General features: G+C 66.7%; 16 protein-coding genes. 7 read left to right on the plus strand and 9 right to left on the minus strand.

The genetic code is table 11. The features are described 5' to 3' along the window. Nucleotides 1-81: 81 nt before the first annotated feature. Both purM and purN read left to right on the plus strand, forming a co-directional pair. The gene (gene purM, locus JNK84_RS04375) at nt 82-1,152 is read left to right on the plus strand and encodes a phosphoribosylformylglycinamidine cyclo-ligase (protein ID WP_293420950.1); all 1,071 of its coding nucleotides are present in this window, start codon (nt 82-84) and stop codon (nt 1,150-1,152) included. Further along, nucleotides 1,149-1,736 (plus strand): phosphoribosylglycinamide formyltransferase, encoded by a 588-nt coding sequence (gene purN / locus JNK84_RS04380; RefSeq protein ID WP_293420952.1) that lies wholly within the window; start codon nt 1,149-1,151, stop codon nt 1,734-1,736. The genes purM and purN overlap by 4 nt, the downstream gene beginning before the upstream one ends. A gap of 7 nt (nt 1,737-1,743) precedes the next feature. Here purN and JNK84_RS04385 read toward each other — a convergent pair whose 3' ends face one another. The 4 genes from JNK84_RS04385 to ndk form a co-directional block, all read right to left on the minus strand. Next, nucleotides 1,744-2,082 (minus strand): type II toxin-antitoxin system RelE/ParE family toxin, encoded by a 339-nt coding sequence (locus tag JNK84_RS04385; RefSeq protein WP_293420954.1) that lies wholly within the window; start codon nt 2,080-2,082, stop codon nt 1,744-1,746. A 4-nt stretch (nt 2,083-2,086) separates the two neighbouring features. Further along, entirely contained in the window at nt 2,087-2,362 is a 276-nt protein-coding gene (locus JNK84_RS04390; RefSeq protein WP_293420956.1) for a type II toxin-antitoxin system ParD family antitoxin, read from the minus strand. Between the two features lie 35 nt (nt 2,363-2,397). Beyond that, nucleotides 2,398-4,500, minus strand: coding sequence for a molybdopterin-containing oxidoreductase family protein (locus tag JNK84_RS04395; protein ID WP_293420958.1), 2,103 nt, complete (start codon nt 4,498-4,500; stop codon nt 2,398-2,400). A gap of 115 nt (nt 4,501-4,615) precedes the next feature. Next, nucleotides 4,616-5,041, minus strand: coding sequence for a nucleoside-diphosphate kinase (gene ndk, locus JNK84_RS04400; protein ID WP_293420960.1), 426 nt, complete (start codon nt 5,039-5,041; stop codon nt 4,616-4,618). A 230-nt stretch (nt 5,042-5,271) separates the two neighbouring features. Here ndk and JNK84_RS04405 point away from each other — a divergent pair, with 230 nt between their 5' ends. Beyond that, entirely contained in the window at nt 5,272-5,607 is a 336-nt protein-coding gene (locus tag JNK84_RS04405) for a hypothetical protein (protein ID WP_293420962.1), read from the plus strand. Nucleotides 5,608-5,747: 140 nt separating this feature from the next. Here JNK84_RS04405 and JNK84_RS04410 read toward each other — a convergent pair whose 3' ends face one another. Then, nucleotides 5,748-6,458, minus strand: a complete 711-nt coding sequence (locus JNK84_RS04410) for an aquaporin (RefSeq protein ID WP_441343202.1) — start codon at nt 6,456-6,458, stop codon at nt 5,748-5,750. A 166-nt stretch (nt 6,459-6,624) separates the two neighbouring features. Between JNK84_RS04410 and JNK84_RS04415 the strand changes: the two genes are divergently transcribed. Next, nucleotides 6,625-8,508 carry an ABC-F family ATP-binding cassette domain-containing protein gene (locus JNK84_RS04415; protein WP_293420964.1) on the plus strand — a complete coding sequence of 628 codons (1,884 nt, stop codon included), beginning with the start codon at nt 6,625-6,627 and terminating at the stop codon, nt 8,506-8,508. Here JNK84_RS04415 and JNK84_RS04420 read toward each other — a convergent pair. The 4 genes from JNK84_RS04420 to JNK84_RS04435 form a co-directional block, all read right to left on the minus strand. After that, nucleotides 8,505-9,188 carry a helix-turn-helix transcriptional regulator gene (locus JNK84_RS04420; protein ID WP_293420966.1) on the minus strand — a complete coding sequence of 228 codons (684 nt, stop codon included), beginning with the start codon at nt 9,186-9,188 and terminating at the stop codon, nt 8,505-8,507. The genes JNK84_RS04415 and JNK84_RS04420 overlap by 4 nt on opposite strands. Nucleotides 9,189-9,280: 92 nt before the next feature. After that, on the minus strand, nt 9,281-10,462 hold the full coding sequence (locus JNK84_RS04425) for an MFS transporter (RefSeq protein ID WP_293420968.1): 1,182 nt from the start codon (nt 10,460-10,462) through the stop codon (nt 9,281-9,283). Further along, nucleotides 10,459-10,911: a DNA polymerase III subunit chi gene (locus JNK84_RS04430; protein ID WP_293420970.1), complete on the minus strand. Its 453-nt coding sequence runs from the start codon at nt 10,909-10,911 to the stop codon at nt 10,459-10,461. Before JNK84_RS04430 ends, JNK84_RS04425 begins: the two co-directional genes overlap by 4 nt. Before the next feature lie 36 nt (nt 10,912-10,947). Beyond that, nucleotides 10,948-12,444, minus strand: a complete 1,497-nt coding sequence (locus tag JNK84_RS04435) for a leucyl aminopeptidase (protein WP_293423468.1) — start codon at nt 12,442-12,444, stop codon at nt 10,948-10,950. A gap of 203 nt (nt 12,445-12,647) precedes the next feature. On the opposite strand from JNK84_RS04435, the gene lptF reads away from it, so the two are divergent. From lptF to JNK84_RS04450, 3 genes are read left to right on the plus strand one after another with little or no spacing between them, the layout of a single operon-like run. Then, entirely contained in the window at nt 12,648-13,826 is a 1,179-nt protein-coding gene (gene lptF / locus JNK84_RS04440) for an LPS export ABC transporter permease LptF (protein WP_293420972.1), read from the plus strand. Beyond that, nucleotides 13,823-14,908, plus strand: coding sequence for an LPS export ABC transporter permease LptG (gene lptG, locus JNK84_RS04445; RefSeq protein ID WP_293420974.1), 1,086 nt, complete (start codon nt 13,823-13,825; stop codon nt 14,906-14,908). Before lptF ends, lptG begins: the two co-directional genes overlap by 4 nt. Next, the gene (locus tag JNK84_RS04450; protein ID WP_293420976.1) at nt 14,908-17,556 is read left to right on the plus strand and encodes an LPS-assembly protein LptD; all 2,649 of its coding nucleotides are present in this window, start codon (nt 14,908-14,910) and stop codon (nt 17,554-17,556) included. The genes lptG and JNK84_RS04450 overlap by 1 nt, the downstream gene beginning before the upstream one ends. Nucleotides 17,557-17,597: the final 41 nt, after the last annotated feature.

Genomic DNA, 17,597 nt, shown 5'->3' on the forward strand with positions numbered 1-17,597 from the left:
GAAAAACCGCCATTCAGGCGCTTCCCGATTGCGGCAGCGCCACGCGCGGGCTAATCCGGCTGCGATCAACGGGATGCGAACGTGACCACAGAACGCAGGAATGGCCTGACCTATGCCGAGGCGGGCGTCGACATCGACGCCGGCAACCGCATGGTCGACATGATCAAGCCGCTGGTGCGGGCAACCGCCCGGCCGGGCGCGGACGCCGAGATCGGCGGGTTCGGCGGCCTGTTCGACCTGAAGGCTGCCGGTTTCAAGGACCCCGTGCTGGTCGCGGCCAATGACGGCGTCGGCACCAAGATCAAGATCGCCATCGAGACGGGCCGGCACGACACGATCGGCATCGATCTGGTCGCCATGTGCGTCAACGACCTCGTCGTGCAGGGTGCCGAGCCCCTGTTCTTCCTCGACTATTTCGCCACGGGCAAGCTGTCGCCGGAAGCCGCCGCGCAGGTGGTCAAGGGCATCGCGCTTGGCTGCAAACAGGCCGGCTGCGCCCTGATCGGCGGCGAGACGGCGGAAATGCCCGGCCTCTATGCGGACGGCGATTACGACCTTGCCGGCTTCTCGGTGGGGGCTGCCGAGCGCGGCACGCTGCTGCCGCGCCGCGATGTCGCGGCCGGCGACATGGTGCTGGGCCTCGCCTCCTCCGGCGTCCATTCCAACGGCTATTCGCTGGTGCGCAAGATTGTCGAGGTCTCCGGCCTTGGCTGGGACGCGCCCGCCCCCTTCGATACCGCGAAGACGCTGGGCGAGGCGCTGCTGGAGCCGACCCGCATCTACGTGAAGAGCGTGCTCGCCGCCCATCGCGGCACCGGCGCGATCAAGGCGCTGGCGCATATCACCGGTGGCGGCTTCGTCGACAACATCCCGCGCGTCCTGCCCGAGGGCCTCGGTGTCGAGGTGAATCTCGCAGCCGTACCGGTACCACCGGTCTTCGGCTGGCTGGCCAAGGTCGGCGGGCTCGACCAGGCCGAGATGGTGCGGACGTTCAATTGCGGCATCGGCATGGTGGTCGTGGTGGCCGAGGCCGAGGCCGCAGCGGTGCTGGACGCCTTCCGCGCCGCCGGCGAAACCGCCGTCACCCTCGGCCGCGTCACGACGGCGGCGACCGAGCCGCTCGTCACCTTCGCAGGGGCGCTCAAGCTGTGAGCCGCAAGCGCGTCGGCGTGCTGATCTCCGGGCGCGGCTCGAACATGGCCGCGCTGATCGAGGCGGCGAAGGCGCCGGATTATCCCGCCGAGATCGCGCTCGTCGTCTCCAACAAGCCTGACGCTGGCGGGCTCGCCACGGCGGAGGCGAACGGCATTGCCACGGCGACGGTCGACCATCGCGCGTTCAAGGGCGATCGTGAGGCCTTCGAGCGGGCCTTGCAGGCGGAGCTTGAAAAGCAGCGCATCGACATCGTCTGCCTCGCCGGCTTCATGCGCATCTTCACGCCCTGGTTCCCAAGCCAGTGGGACGGGCGAATGATCAACATTCACCCGTCCCTCCTGCCCGCCTATAAGGGGCTCGACACGCACGCCCGCGCTTTGGCCGATGGGGCAAAGGTGCACGGCGCTACCGTCCACTTCGTCGTGCCCGACCTCGATGCCGGACCGATCATCCTGCAGGAGGAAGTGCCGGTGCTGGCTGGCGACACGCCGGACACGCTGGCGAAACGCGTGCTCGAAGCCGAACACCGCATCTACCCCGAAGTGCTCCGGATGATCAGTACGGAATACCGGCTGGTCTGACTGGACTTCAATCCCGCACGCCGATGTGTCGACCCGGCTCCATCCGCTCGTGCAGAACGCGAATGACCTCGATAACATCGCCATCGACGACGCGGAACCAGACGAAATGAACCGGCGCCGCTACGTCCTCGTGGACATGGCGCAGGTGAAGACTGCGCAAGCCCCGCAGCAATACCGAATGATCGCGGGTCAGAACGCCACGGGGATCCGCAAGGATGGCGCGAAGAGCCTTCTCGATCAGCGCCTCGTAGCGCCGCCTGGCGTCAAAGCCCCATGCAGCGTCACTGGCCTCCAGGATCTCCGCAATGTCCCTAGCCGCCGGCCGTGAAAGCCGAAGCCGCGCCATGGGTTCAGCCAGCCCTCTCGGATGAACTCAGACGACTGAGGAAAGCGCCGATATCATCGTCGTCGAGGGCAATGACATCGCCCCTCTCAATGGCGTCGATGCCCATCTGAAGCTGGCGGCGCAGGCCCTCGAGCCTGAGGGCGTCTTCCTCGCGGCGGCTACGCAGCAGACGCAGGGCGTCGCGAACCGCCTCGCTGGCGTTCTGATAGTCGCCAGTGCCGACGACTTCATCAATGAAGGCGTCCTGCTCAGCGGTGAGGCTGATATTGCGCGTAGCCATGGGCGAGAGGTATCACAATTGGCAAAGATTGCCAATCACGCCACCCTGATCCACGCCTTGTTGTCGTGGAAGGCTGCGCCGCCGAAGGGCGCGACGGCATCCGCGCCCGTCAGCGTGTTGATGCCGCGGCCGCCTTCATGGGCGGAATTGGCCCAGATACCCTCCGCGATCAGCGTGCCCGCGCGCGTCTGGTCGGTCACCTTGGCGTGGAGCACAATGGCCCCGCGCGGCGAGCCGAGTTCCACCCGCGCGCCGGTCTCGATGCCGAGGCGCTCGGCATCCGCCGGGTTGATCATCACTTCCGGCCGCCCTTCCCGCTTCCTCGAGGACGGCGTCTCGGCGAAGGTGGAGTTGAGGTAGCTGCGCGACGGCGAGGTCGCGAGCTTGAAGGGATAGTCGGCATCGGTCTCCTCGATCACCTCCCAGTGGTCGGGCAGCGAGGGCATGCGGTCGATGGGGCCGAGACCGCCGATATTGGCGTTCGGCACGTTCGGCCAGTCCGGCTTGAAGCGGAACTTGCGGTCGCCATAGGCGAAACCCTTGAGATAGTGGGCGTCGTCGAATTTCGGCTGCACGTCCCGGAAATTGGTCGCCTCCAGCTCGGCCAGCGTGCCCCAGCCGGAATTTTGCAGCGTCCAGTCGATGATCTCCCGCGGGCTCATGGCAAAGCCCTTGTGATCCGCGCCGACACGCGCGGCGAGATCCGAGATGACCTCGTGATTGGAGCGGCATTCGCCGGGTCCATCGACCAGCTTCAGCCCCAGCATGATGTGCTGGTGGCCGCCGCCCTGGTACATGTCGTCATGCTCCATGAACATGGTCGCGGGCAGCACCAGATCGGCCATCTTCGCCGTATCGGTCATGAACTGCTCGTGGACGACGGTGAACAGGTCGTCGCGTGCGAACCCTTCGATCACCCTGGTCTGGTCGGGCGCGACATTCACCGGATTGGTGTTCTGGATGATCATGGCCGTCACCGGCGGCCCGTCCGAGCCGTCCGGCCGGGCGAGCGCAGCCCGCTCGCCGGTCAGAATCGCGCCGATCCGCGACTGGTCGAGTGTGCGGATCGCGGCGTCCTTCACGTCCAGACCCTCGATCAGCGATTTGCGCCAGTGGTAGATCGCGCCGTTATTGTGGAAGGCTCCGCCCCCCTCGTATTTCCACGCGCCGGTCACGGCCGGGATGCATGACGCGGCGTGCATGTTGACCGCGCCGTTGCGCTGGCGGCCGAAGCCGTAGCCAAGGCGAAAGAAGGTCTTCCTGTTCTCGCCGACGAGCTTGGCGAAGGTCTCGATCTCCTCGACCGTCAGGCCGGTGATGCCGGCCGCCCATTGCGGCCCTCTGGTCTGCAAATGCGATTCAAGCTCGGCCGGCACGTCCGTGAATTCGCTGAGATATTCGCGGTCGGCATAGCCGTCGCGAAACAGCACGTGCATCACCGCGCAGGCGAGCGCGCCGTCCGTGCCGGGCTTCAGCACGAGGCCGAGATCGGCCTGCTTCACCGTATCGGTGCGGTAGATATCGACCACGACGATCTTGGCGCCACGCTCCTTGCGGGCCTTCATGGCGTGGGTCATCACGTTGACCTGCGTGGAGACGGGGTTGGTGCCCCAGATCACCACGACGTCGGATTTCGCCATTTCGCGCGGGTCGACGCCGGCGAGCCGCCCGGTGCCGGCGATGAAACCGGACCAGGCCATGTTGGTGCAGATGGTGGAGAAGAAGCCGGAATATTTCTTCACATGGCGCAGGCGGTTGATGCCGTCGCGCTGCACGAAGCCCATCGTGCCGGCATAGTAGTAGGGCCAGACCGTCTCGGAGCCGTAGCGCTTCTCGGCCTCCAGGAACCGCTCGGCGGTCATCGCCATGGCCTCGTCCCAGGAGATGCGCTGGAACTCGCCCGACCCCTTCGGCCCCTTGCGGATCAGCGGGTGAAGCAGCCGGTCGGGATGGTGGATGCGCTCGGCATAGCGGGCGACCTTGGCGCAGACAACGCCGGCCGTGTAGCTCTGCCGTGCATCGCCATGAACGCGACCGATGGTCTTGCCGTCGATCACCTCGACGTCGAGCGAACAGGCGGACGGGCAGTCGTGCGGACAGGTGGACTGGCGGCGCTCGATGCGAAGGGGTGCGTTCATCAGCCGTTCCCGGGGGAGAACCTCAAATTGGATCGGCTCCAGTCTATGTCATGAAGCCGCAACGAAAAAGGCGGGCCGAGGCCCGCCTTCGCGCATGCGATATGTGCAGATTCGATCAGGCCGAGATGATCTCGTTCTCGGAGAAGAACTGCGCGATCTCGATCTTGGCATTGTCGGCCGAATCCGAGCCGTGGACCGAATTCTCGCCGACCGACAGGGCGTAGAGCTTGCGGATCGTGCCGTCGGCGGCCTGCGCCGGGTTGGTCGCGCCCATCACTTCGCGGTACTTGGCGATGGCGTTCTCGCCCTCGAGCACCTGGACGACGACCGGGGCCGACACCATGAAATCGACGAGCTCGCCGAAGAACGGGCGCTCCTTGTGGACGGCATAGAAGCGACGCGCCTCCGGCAGCGACATGCGGATGCGCTTCTGCGCGACGATCTGCAGGCCCGCCTTCTCGATCACGGCATTGACGGCGCCGGTCAGATTCCGCTTCACGGCGTCCGGCTTGAGGATGGAAAAGGTGCGCTCGATGGCCATGGTCGGTCCCTTGGGATGGCGTGGAAAGCTTGAGGTGGCGCGCTTCTAGCAGCGGCCCTGCCTGCCCGCAACGCCCACTCGGCCTGTCGCCTGCCTCAGTCCCGCTTCGCAGGTGCGCCAGCTCGATGAACCGCATATGAAGGGCGGGATCAGATCGAGTTCAGCGCGCCGGCCCTAGCTTCCATTCAACGGTTGCGGAATGCGCAGCCGCTGCGACTGGAGATCACAGAATGCGCAAGCTCGTTTTGACCGCGATGGCAGGCCTTGCCGGCCTCTCGGCGGCAGCATTCACACCGTCAAAGGCGGATGCCAACCCGGCCGTCGCCCTCGAGCTCGGACTGTCGGCCGGGACGCTGACCCCGGTCCAGTGGGGTGGCTATGGCGGCGGCTATTATGGCCGCCCGCACCGGCCCCACGGCTTCTATCGTCCCTACCGCCCCTATCGCCCCTACGGCTTCTACCGTCCCTACCGCCCGGCCTATGTCGCGCCGAGCTGCTGGGTCGAGCGTCGCTGGGTGCAGACGCCCTGGGGGCCGGAGCCGCGCCGCGTGCGCATCTGCCGCTGACATTCCGGAGTAGTCGCGCGGGTCTCCGACGCCCCACCCAACCTGATCCGCGCGGATGCCGACCCGTCGCCAGTACCACTGGCGGCGGGTCTCGTCGTTTTGGGGCAAGCGCTTCTTGCGCCCTACCCGACCCTCGCCGGTCAGTTTTCCAGGGTCTTGGATTTGAACAGCATGCCCGCGACCGCTCCGGCGAGCGTCGGCACGACCAGGAACAGCCAGACCTGCGCCAGCGCCGTTCCCCCGACGAACAGGGCCGGCCCGAAGGAGCGCGACGGATTGAGCGAGTTGCCAGAAACCGGCACGAAGGCGAGGTGAAGCACCGCCAGCGTCAGGCCGATGGCGAGCCCGGCGACCGGCGTGGACCCGGCCTTGGAGGTGGCGCCGAGGATGACGACGAGGAACAGGAAGGTGGCGACGAACTCGGCGATGGCCGCCGAAACCATCGAATAGCCGGACCAGCCGGTCTGTCCGAGGCCGGCTGTCGCGACGTCATAGCCGCCGACCTTGCCGGCCAGCATGACGTAAAGGATCGCAGCGCCGGCGATGGCACCGGCGAACTGCGCGATGATGTAGCCGGGCACTTCGGAGGTCGGCATGCGGCCGGCGGTCCAGACGCCGATGGTCACGGCCGGATTGATATGACAGCCCGAGACCGGGCCGATGCCGTAGGCCATGGCGGTGACCGCAAGACCGAAGGCAAGACCGATGGGCAGGATCGCGAGGGTCGACAGAGGCTGGGCGCTGGCGAGCGCGCCGCCATGCCCGCCGAGCGTAATCGCGCCGCAGCCGATGATCACCAGCGCTGCGGAACCGACGAACTCGGCCAGATATTTCTTCATGGACCCGTTCATGATCTCGTCCTCTCCATGCCCGACTCATTGGCGGCCGGAACGGACAGATCATAGCACTGGCGACAAGCCGCACTCCTGCGGATTTCGGGAGAGACCAAGGCGCTGGCGGCGACCGCGCGCCAGCATGAAACTTGCCTAGACCGTCCCGTTCGGCGAAAAGCCTGCCATGCTGCAGATCAACGACCTGACCGTGCGCGTCGCCGGCCGCGTGCTCATCGACAGTGCTTCCGTGGCCCTGCCGCCCAATGCGCGAGTGGGGTTCCTCGGCCGCAACGGCGCGGGCAAGTCGACACTGTTCAAGGTCATCCAGGGCGATCTCTCGGCCGATGCCGGGACGATCAAGCTGCCATCGCGCGCGCGCATTGGCGGTGTCGCCCAGGAGGCGCCCGGCGGACCGCAGACGCTGGTCGAGTTCGTGCTGGAGGCCGACAAGGAGCGGCAGTCGCTGCTCGCGGAGGCAGAGACGGCCACCGATCCCCACCGCATCGCCGAGATCCAGACGCGCCTCGTCGATATCGACGCGCATTCGGCCCCCGCCCGCGCGGCCTCGATCCTCGCCGGTCTCGGCTTCGATGCGGCGGCGCAGGCCCGCCCCTGCTCGGACTTTTCCGGCGGCTGGCGGATGCGCGTCGCGCTGGCCGCCGTGCTGTTCGCCGAGCCCGACGTGCTGCTGCTGGACGAGCCGACCAACTATCTCGACCTCGAAGGCACGCTCTGGTTGCAGGACTATCTCGCCCGCTATCCGCACAGCGTCCTTCTGATCAGCCACGACCGCGACCTGCTCGACGCATCCGTCGAGCACATCCTGCATCTCGATCAGGGCAAGCTGACGCTCTGGCGCGGCAACTACACGACGTTCGAGCGCTCGCGCTCCATCGAGATCGCGGTGCGCGAGAAGACGATCAGGAAGCAGGAGGAGCGCCGCGCGCATCTCCAGTCCTTCGTCGACCGCTTCAAGGCCAAGGCGTCGAAGGCGCGGCAGGCGCAGTCGCGCATGAAGATGCTGGAGAAGATGGAGACGGTGACGGCCATCGTCGATCGCGACGTGCCGCCCTTCATCATCCCCGCGCCCGCGCGCAAGGCTTCGCCCCCCATCCTCAACCTCGAAGGCGTGTCCGTCGGCTACACCGAGGGCCATCCGATTCTGCGCCGTCTGGACCTCAGGATCGACGACGACGACCGGATCGGCCTCCTCGGCGCCAACGGCAACGGCAAGTCGACCTTCCTGAAGCTGATTTCCGAGCGCCTGCCGGCCATGGGTGGCCGCCTCGTGCGCGCCGACAAGCTGAAGATCGCCTATTTCGCGCAGCACCAGCTCGACGAACTCAGGCCCGCCGAGAGCGTCTACCAGCACATGCGGCGGCTGATGCCGGCCGACCCGGAGGCCAAGGTGCGCGCCGCCTGCGCCCGCGCCGGCTTTTCCGGCGAGCGCTCGGACAGCAAGGTCTCCTCACTCTCCGGCGGCGAGAAGGCGCGGCTCCTGTTCGCCATCGCGGTGTTCGAGGGGCCGCATCTGCTCATTCTCGACGAACCGACCAACCATCTCGACATCGACAGTCGCACGGCGCTGATCGAGGCGCTGAACGATTTCGACGGCGCGGTCATGATCGTCTCGCACGACCGGCACCTGCTGGAGGCGACGGTCGACCGGCTCTGGCTGGTGCGCGAGGGGACGGTGAAACCCTTCGACGGCGATCTCGACGAGTATCGGCGCATCGTGCTGTCAGGCGGCGCGACGCCGGAGACGAAGCCTGGCAAGGGCACCGGCAAATCGGCCGAGCAGGCGGCCGCGGGTGTCGCCGCTGCTCCGATCTCGCGCTCCGATGCCAAGGCCCTCGCCAAGAAGGTCGCCGACATCGAGGCGACGATGGACAAGCTGCGCGCAGATATCGAGAAGATCGACCGCATCCTCGCCCAGCCCGGCTATTTCGAGGCCCACCCGGACAGCGCCGCGCAGGCCGCGAAGACGCGGGGGATGCGGGAAAGGCAGCTTGCCGATGCGGAAGAGGCATGGCTCGCAGCCAGCGGGGAGCTTGAAGCGGCGGGCTAATGCTCCTTCAGCGTCTTGCGCCAGCGTGCGCGCAATACGCTCGGGCGCTCGGGATAACGGTCGTCGAGGAACGTCGCCGCGAGAATGCGGTCGGTACGGAAGCTCCTGAAGTCCTTGCGCATTTCGCACCATGCGACGAGATGGCGGACGCTGTCGAAATAACCGACCGCGACCGGCCATATCGTGCGGTCGGTCTCGCGGCCCTGCTCGTCCTTGTAGCCCAACGTGATCTTGCGGCCGTCATGAATCCATGAGCGCACGCGTGCGACGTCGATCCGGTCCGGCGTCGGCTCCCAGGCCGGCCCCGTGCGCGAGGCCGGGTCGAGGGCGAGGTCGCGCAACCGCTCGGGCACGATGGCGGCGAGCTTGGCAATGAGATCCTCCGCCGCGCGCGCGAGCGCCGGGTCGGCGCGCGACTGCACCCAGCGGGCGCCGAGGGCGGCAGCCTCGATCTCATCGGCCGTCAGCATGAGCGGCGGCAGGTCGAACCCGCCCTCCAGCACATAGCCGAGCCCGGCCTCGCCCCTGATCGGCACACGCTGGCCGACGAGGGCCGAGATGTCGCGGTAGATCGTGCGCTTCGACGTTTCGAGTTCGGTCGCGATCGCCTCGGCGGTCAGCGGCCGGCGCGAACGGCGCAGGATCTGGATGATCTGGAAGAGTCGGTCCGACGGTCTCATGCGGTGATGCTCCGACAGGACTACTGACAGCATTCTGTCAGCACCGTGGCATCAGACTAATCACAAGACATGAAGCCGCCCATCGACGGCGCTTATGGAATGCGAAAACGCCTCATCCAGGCGGAGACCATGATTCCCGCGAGAACGATACCGGTCGCGGAAATGAAAACCATGACCGGCACGTAGCCGACGCGGCCGATGGCGACGCTCGCCGGTAGCGCGACGAAGGTGATCGCCGCGAAGAAGGTGGCATTGAACAGGGCGAGCGGGATGGCTCGCTTCTCCGGCGGGGTGCCGTCGCAGATCCAGGCCGAGATGACCGGGAAACCGACGGAATGGCCGAGGCCGAAGACGAAGCCTGACGCCACGGCAAAGGTCGTGTTGTCGGCGAAGGCAGCCAGCAGGAGCCCGGCGGCCAGCACGATGGCGCCGCCCGCGACCACCAGGCGGCGGTCGATATTCTCGACCAGCGCCAGCAGGCCGAACCGCGCGCCGAAGATCGACAGGGTGAAGGAGGTGAAGAAGGCGCCGACCGTCATGCCGCGTTCGAGCATGAGCGGCGCCATATAGGCGCTGATGAAGCCGAACATCGAACCATAGACCACCGCCGCCAGCATCGGCAGAAAGATCCGCCGCGATGTCATCAGTCCGGTCAGGCCGCCGACCTCGGGCGTCGCCTTCTCGCCGGGCCGGACGGTCCAGAGCAGCGGCAGGGCGAGCAGGCCCGGCAGGCTGCCGAGCAGCAGGAAGGTGCGCGCGCCATGGGCGTGATAGACATATTCGGCGAGGATCGGGCCGAAGGCGTAAGGCAGCGGCGCCATGGCCGAGAGCAGCCCGAAAAGCTGGACGAAACGCTCCTGGGTCAGCCGCGTGGTGCCATAGGTCATGATCGGTGCGTGGAACAGCGCGAAACCGACGCCCTGCACCAGCCGCGAGGCGAGCGAGCCGAAGAAGCTGTCATAGGTGACGGCGAGGCTCGCCAGCCCGAGGCAGGTCAGGACCGCGCCGATGCGCACTGTCGGCAGCAGCCCGATCCGGTTGGCCACGGTCCCCGAGAACAGGCTCATCAGCACCAGGGGGATGCCGTAGATCGCGATGAGCAGGCCGATGTCGCGATGAGCGAAACCCGCCTCCTCCCAGACCACAGCCAGCAGGACCGCCTGCTGGTTGGTCAGCGCCGTCAGAAAAATGGAGATGCCGAGGCGGGCATATTCAAAGCGGGCGGCGCTGTCGATAAATCCGCGTGGGCGCCCTGGTTCGTCGGGAACGTTCACGCCCGCTTCTCCCAGCGGCCCGCCTCGCTCTGCTGCCAGTAGGTGCAGGCATGGCCGCCGGCCTTCGCCTCCTTCCACTGATCGCGCGCGCGATCGATCGCATCGGGATCGTTGCCGTCGAACATCAGCACGACGCGCTCGTAAGAAGCCATGTCCGCCGGCAGCGGCGCGCCATCGACCAGAAAGCGCACCGTCGCGCCATTCGGCCGGCCCGGCTCGGTGGTGATCAGCACGGGCTGCGCAGCCGGGTCGGGCTCACGGTCGGTGCCATGTGCGAGAAAGCTCTCGTCCGAATAGGTCCAGAGCAGCGCGTCGAGGGCATCGGCGCGCTCCTGCGTGGTCGCCTCCACGGCGACCCGCCATCCCCGTTCCACCGATTTTTCGAGCAGCACCGGCAAGACCCTTTCGAGCGGCTGGTGCTGCAGATGGTAGAACAGGATATCGGTCACGAGTTCAGTCGTTTTCGCATGGCTCGGCGCAGACGCTTAGCTTTCGCAGGCGTCCGCCACCAGCCGGTCGAGCAGGCGAACGCCCCAGCCGCCACCCCACGAGCGGTTGAGATCGTTCTTTACCGAATTCATCGCCGTGCCGGCGACGTCGAGATGCGCCCAGGGCGTATCGCCGACGAAACGCTGGAGGAACTGCGCCGCGGTGATCGAGCCACCATACCGCCCGCCCGTGTTCTTCATGTCGGCGAACTGGCTGTCGATGAGCTTGTCGTATTCGGGCGACAGCGGCATGCGCCAGACACGCTCGCCGGTGGCGAGGCCGGAGGCGGTGAGGTTCTGGGCGAGTTCGTCGTTGTTGCTGAACAGGCCGGCATGCTCGCTGCCGAGCGCCACCATGATCGCGCCGGTCAGGGTCGCCAGATTGATCATGAATTTCGGCTGGAAGCGGCCCTTCGCGTACCAGAGCAGGTCGGCGAGGACGAGGCGGCCCTCGGCGTCGGTGTTGATGATCTCGATGGTCTGGCCGGACATCGAGGTCAGGATGTCGCCGGGACGATAGGCATTGCCGTCCGGCATGTTCTCGACGAGGCCGATGATGCCGACGGCGTTGACCTTGGCCTTGCGCGCGGCGAGCGCGTGCATGGCGCCGACCACCGCGGCGGCGCCGCCCATGTCGCCCTTCATGTCCTGCATGCCCTCGCCGGGTTTGAGCGAGATGCCGCCGGTGTCGAAGCAGACACCCTTGCCGATCAGGCAGACCGGGGCCGCGCCGTCCTTGCCGCCGTCCCAGCGCATGACGACCACCTGGCTTTCCTTGCGGGAGCCCTGCCCCACGGCCAGAAGCGCGCCCATGCCGAGTTTCTTCATCTCTTTCTCGCCGAGAATCTCGACGTCGACGCCGAGGCGCTCCAGCGCGGCGGCGCGCTTGGCGAATTCGGGCGGCGAGAGCACGTTCGGCGGCTCGTTGACGAGGTCGCGGGCGACATCGACGCCGTCAGCGATACCCTCGCGCGACTTGAACGCCTTGCGCGCCGCCTTCTCGTCAGCGACGAGAATGGTCACCGAGCGCTTCTTCGGCCCCTCGTCGCCGTCCTTCTTCTTCGTCTTGTAACGGTCGAAGGCGTAGAAGCGCAGGCGCAGGCCGAGCGCGAGGTCGGCCGCCTGATCGGCGGAAAGCGCGCCGGCGACCGTATCCGCGACAATCGTCGCCTCGGTCACCGCGTCGGGGAGGCGACCGCAGATGGCGCCGCCGAGGCGGATGACATCGAGCTCCTTCCAGTCGGCGGGTTTGCCGATGCCAGCCACCAGCAACCGGCTGGCCGCCACCTTTTCCGGCGCCACGATATCGAGGAACGAGCCCGACTTGCCCTTGAACCCGTCGGCGGCCGCGGCGCGGGCGAGCAGATCCTTGGCGGGCGCGAGCAATGCTGCTGCCGTTTTCGAGAGCGCGAGATCGGAAGCTGCGAGAATGACGGCAAGACCCGAGGGGGCCGATCCGAGCGGGGCGAAGGTGATCTTGAGGCTGTCTGGCATGGGCCCGAGGATGAAGCTCAATGGAATCAGGCACAACGCCTGCGAGACATACATTATCGTGACGTTGTGGCCGGGGGGAGACGCCATGGCGGGAATCGGCTCTGCGACCTTGCGCATGCCACGATCGGCCACTACCCCTGATGGATCGATCAGCGGGCGGCCAGCTGACGAGCTGGACTTCCGCCTGCGAGCATGAGCCGGAAATGGGATCCCTCGAACGCTACATTTTCCGGCAGGCGCTGGTCGCCTTCGTCGCGGGCCTGTTCGTCCTGACGCTGGTCGTCTGGATCACCCAGGTTCTGCGGCAGCTCGATCTCGTGACGAATAGCGGCCAGACGATCGCGCTGTTCTTCCTGATGACCAGCCTCGGCATTCCGGTCCTTCTGGCGCTGATCGCGCCGATCGCGCTGTTCATCGCGGTCATGCAGACGCTGAACAAGCTGAACGGCGATTCCGAACTGATCGTCATGGCGGCGGCCGGCGTCTCGCCGGTCCGGCTCGCCCGCCCCCTGCTGGTGCTGACCGCCATGGTCATGGTGCTGGTCGGCTCGCTGTCACTGTGGCTGACGCCGTCCTCGATCCGGCATTTCCGCCTGCTGCTGACGCAGGTTCAGGCCAATCTGCTCACCGCCATCGTGCGGCCGGGGCAATTCACGCAGGCCGACCGGGGCCTCACCTTCCACATCCGCGACCGCGCGCCGGGCGGCGTGCTGCTCGGCATCGTCGTGTCGGACACCCGCGACACCGCCGTCCACATGACCTATGTCGCCGAGCGCGGCGTCATCAGCGAACAGCGGCAGGGCACGTTCTTCGTGCTGGAGAACGGCAATCTTCAGCGCCGCGAGATGAAGGACGGCACCACCTCCATCGTCGTCTTCGACCGCTACGCCTTCGACCTGTCGCAGCTGACCCAGGCGGCGGAAACGGTTTATAGACCATCGGAGCGCTATACGTCCGAGCTCATGAATCCGAACCCCGCCGATCCCATGCTGGAGCGGTGGCAGGGCCGGTTTCGACAGGAGCTGCACGACAGGTTCGCCGCGCCGCTCTACCCGCTGGCCATGATGTGTATTGCGTTCGCCATGCTGGGACATGCCCGCACCACCCGGCAGAGCCGGGGCGCCGCGATCGCCGGGGCGATCGCCTTGATGGCCGCTATCCGCGGGCTGGGCTTCGCCGTGTCCGGCATGGTCGCGGCGCGGCCGTCGGCCGTCCCGCTCGTCTATCTCATCCCGATCGCAACCATCGTGCTGTTCGGCGCGATCTCGCTCGGCTGGCTGAGGCCGCGGGCCCCGCAGGCGGTTTCGGCCTATTTCGGCGACCTTTCCGACCGGATCGTCCAGCGTCTGACCGAGCGGTTCGCGGCGGGAGGCAGGGCGTGATCGTCTCGACCTTCTCGCGCTACATGACCCGCAAGTTCATCGGGGCGGTGGGAAGCACGTTTCTCGGCACGTTCGGGCTGGTGCTGATCGTCGATTTCGTCGAGCAGCTGAGGCGCGTCGAGGATTCGACGCGGGCCCCGACCCAGCTCGTGGCGCTTCTGACCATCTATCGCGTGCCGGCCTTCGTCGAGGTCGTGCTGCCCTTCGCCGTGCTGGTCGGGGCGATGCTGTGCTTTCTGGGCCTGTCGCGGAAGCTGGAACTGGTCGTCGCCCGCGCGGCCGGGCTCTCGGCCTGGCAGTTCCTGGCGCCGGCGATCATCGTCGCCCTGCTCATCGGCGTGTTCGCCGCCACCGTCTACAATCCCATCGCCTCCGACTTCCGCGAGCGGTCGATGAAGCTGGAATCCCAGCTTTTCGGACGGGTCTATGTCGCGGAATCCCGCACGAACTTCTGGCTGCGGCAGGCGACGCCCTCGGGGCAGGCGGTCATCAACGCCGCCTCCGCGACCAGCCGCGGCCAGCGGCTCACCGGCGTCAGCGTGCTGGTCTACAATACCGACAACAGCTTCAAGGAGCGGATCGACGCCGACAGCGCCGACCTGTTCGACGGCTACTGGCAGCTAAGCAAGGCGCGGGTGACACCGGTCGGCCGGGAGCCGGAGAAGCACGAGACGCTGCGCCTTGACACCCGGCTGACCGCCGAACAGGTGCAGCAGAGCTTCGTGATGCCCGAGCAGGTCTCCTTCTGGGAGTTGCCGGAGTTCATCGAACTGGCGCGGCGCTCGGGCCTTCCGGCCGCCCGTTTCGAGCTCCAGTACCAGCTTCTGCTGGCCCGGCCGCTGCTGCTCGTCGCGATGGTTCTGGTGGCTGCCGCAGCGTCCTTGCGGTTCGCGCGGCTCGGCGGCCTCGGCCGGACGATTCTGGGTGGCGTCGTCGCCGGATTTTTGCTTTACGTGGGGTCCGAACTGGCTGGGAATCTCGGGCGCTCCAATCTGGTGCCTCCGGTGCTCGCGGCCTGGTCGCCTGCATTTATCGGTGCGTTGATGGGTTTCATGGTTCTTTTGAAGCAGGAGGATGGTTGATGCGCCTTGCATCCATCCGGCCTCCGGCTTCTTCGACCCGAATCGCCCGCCCCGCCCTGACCGCGACCGCAAGCGCGCTGACGCTGCTTGTCGCGGCGGGAGGGTTCGCGCCCGCACGCGCGCAGCCGGTCCCCGCTGATCCGATCGAGCGACGCCTGTTCATCCAGGACCCGACGGTCATCCAGAACCAGTCGACGGCGCGTTCGCCGATGTCGCCGTCGCTGGAGCAGCTGCCGGCCACGGCGCCGACCTTCACGACGACGCAGCGCGGCTCGCCGATGCAGGTGAACGCCAACCAGCTCGTCTATGACGAGCGGACGAGCCGCGTCTCCGCGCGCGGCCGGGTGCAGATCTATTACGACGGCCGCACCATCGAGGCCGACCTCGTCACCTACGACCAGCGCGCGAACCGGGTTCGCGCCACCGGCAATGTCCGGATCACCGAGCCGTCGGGCGTGATCGCCCACGCGCAGGACCTCGAATTCGACCAGAACTTCGCCGACGGCTTCGTCCGTTCGCTGAATCTCGAAACGCCGGACCGGCGCTTCATCGGCGCCGCCAACGTGACGCGCGAGAACGGCGAGACGACGATCTTCGACCGGGCGGCCTATACGGCCTGCGATTCCTGCCGCGCCGACCAGACCAAGCCGCCGACCTGGGTCATCAAGTCGAAGCGGATCATCCACCGCGAATCCGAGCGGATGATCTATTTCGAGGATGCCCGCTTCGAGATGTTCGGCCTGCCGATCGCCTACATGCCCTACATGCAGGCGCCGGATCCGACCGTCCGCAAGGCCTCGGGCTTCCTGATGCCGGGCGTCGCGGGCTCGAACCGCACGGGCATCGGCATCGAGGTGCCCTATTTCTGGAACATCCAGGCCAATTACGACCTGCTGATCGCGCCGCGCTACTATATCCGCCAGGGCTTCATGCCCGTGGTGGAATGGCGCCACGGCTTCGAGAGCGGCTACTACACGATCCGCGGCGCCGGCATTTTCCAGCAGGACCGCAACGCCTTCACCTATTCGGACGGCACGCCGGAAGTCGGCAACCGCAGCTTCCGCGGCATCATCCACACGACGGGCATGTTCCGCCTCACCGAGCGCTGGTCGGTCGGCTGGGACCTCAACCTGATGTCGGATACGGCCTTCCTGAGGGACTATTCCCTGATGCTGCCGGGGCAGACCGAGGCCAATTCCCGCCTGTTCCTGCGCGGACAGGGCGAGCGCAGCTGGTTCGATCTCTCGACCACCCGCTATGTCGGCATCACCGCAACCGACACCGACAACAAGGTGCTGCCGGTCACCCATCCGGTGCTGGATTATTTCCGCGTCTACGACCGCTCCGTCGTCGGCGGCGAACTGTCGTGGCGGACGAGCATCGTCAGCATGTCGCGCGAGGCGGCGGACGTATCGGTTCGCAACCCGCTCGTCCCGATCACCTGCAACCGGCTCCAGCCGCGCGCGCCGGGCGTCAATCTCGATCCGTCGAACTGCCTTGTGAACGGCATCGACGGCACCTATTCGCGCGCTTCGGCGGAAGTCGCCTGGCGCCGGCGGATCACCGACGCCCTTGGGCAGGTCTGGGAACCCTTCGTCTCGGTGCGCGGCGACGTGACCTACCACCACCTGAAGGACAATGCCGCCGTCCTCGGCTCGTTCGACCGGCTGGCGACGGGCAGCGGCCAGCAACATACGCGCGTCATGCCGACCGTCGGCATGACCTATCGCTATCCGTGGATCGCCGGCACCGAATACGGCACCACCGTCATCGAGCCGATCGTCCAGTTCATCGCCCGTCCGAACGAGACCAATATCGGCCGCATCCCGAACGAGGATGCCCAGAGCCTCGTCTTCGACGACACCAGTCTGTTCCAGGTCAGCAAGTTCTCCGGCTGGGACCGCGTCGAGGGCGGCGGACGGCTGAACTACGGCCTCAACCTCACCCACCGCTTCGTCAACGGCTCCAGCGTCAACGTGCTGTTCGGTCAGTCGCGGCACCTGTTCGGCGTCAATTCCTTCGCCTATGGCGATCCCGCCGTCGTCGGGACCGGCGTGGACATGGCGAGCGCGGGCGCCAATTCCGGCCTCGACAAGCCGCGATCCGACTATGTCGCGCGCTTCATGTACCAGATGGACAGCAATTTCCGGTTCTCGGCGCGCGGACGCTTCGACGAGCGGAGCTTCGCCGTCCAGCGCGCGGAAGTGGACGCGACCGGCCGCTTCGGCAATGTCGCGGTCACCGGCACCTATGCCTATCTCGCGCCGCAGCCGGTGCTCGGTTACATCGTGCCCCGCAGCGGCGTCGGCGCGGCCATGTCCTACACGGTCGCCACCAACTGGACGCTTTACGGCGCGGCGCGCTTCTCGTTCGAGCGGCAGAACCTCGCGGCCAATTTCACCAACACGCTGCCGATCACCGAACGCAACAAGATCGAAGGCCTGACGCTCGGCGTGAACTACCTCGACGACGCCATGCAGCTCGGCTTCTACTATTCGCGCGACTTCGCCGCCGAGGTGGTGACGCTCAACAATGTCACCACGACACGCGACGTCCACCGCTTCATGTTCCGCTTCAATCTGCGGACCATCGGCGAACTGACCCTGTCGCAGAACGTGTCGAACTGGTTCAACCCACCGGCGCAGTGAACGGCCCCGCTGCCCTGATTGCGCCACCGTCTTGCGCAACG

The organism is Phreatobacter sp. (assembly GCF_016793595.1).
GTDB lineage: Bacteria > Pseudomonadota > Alphaproteobacteria > Rhizobiales > Phreatobacteraceae > Phreatobacter.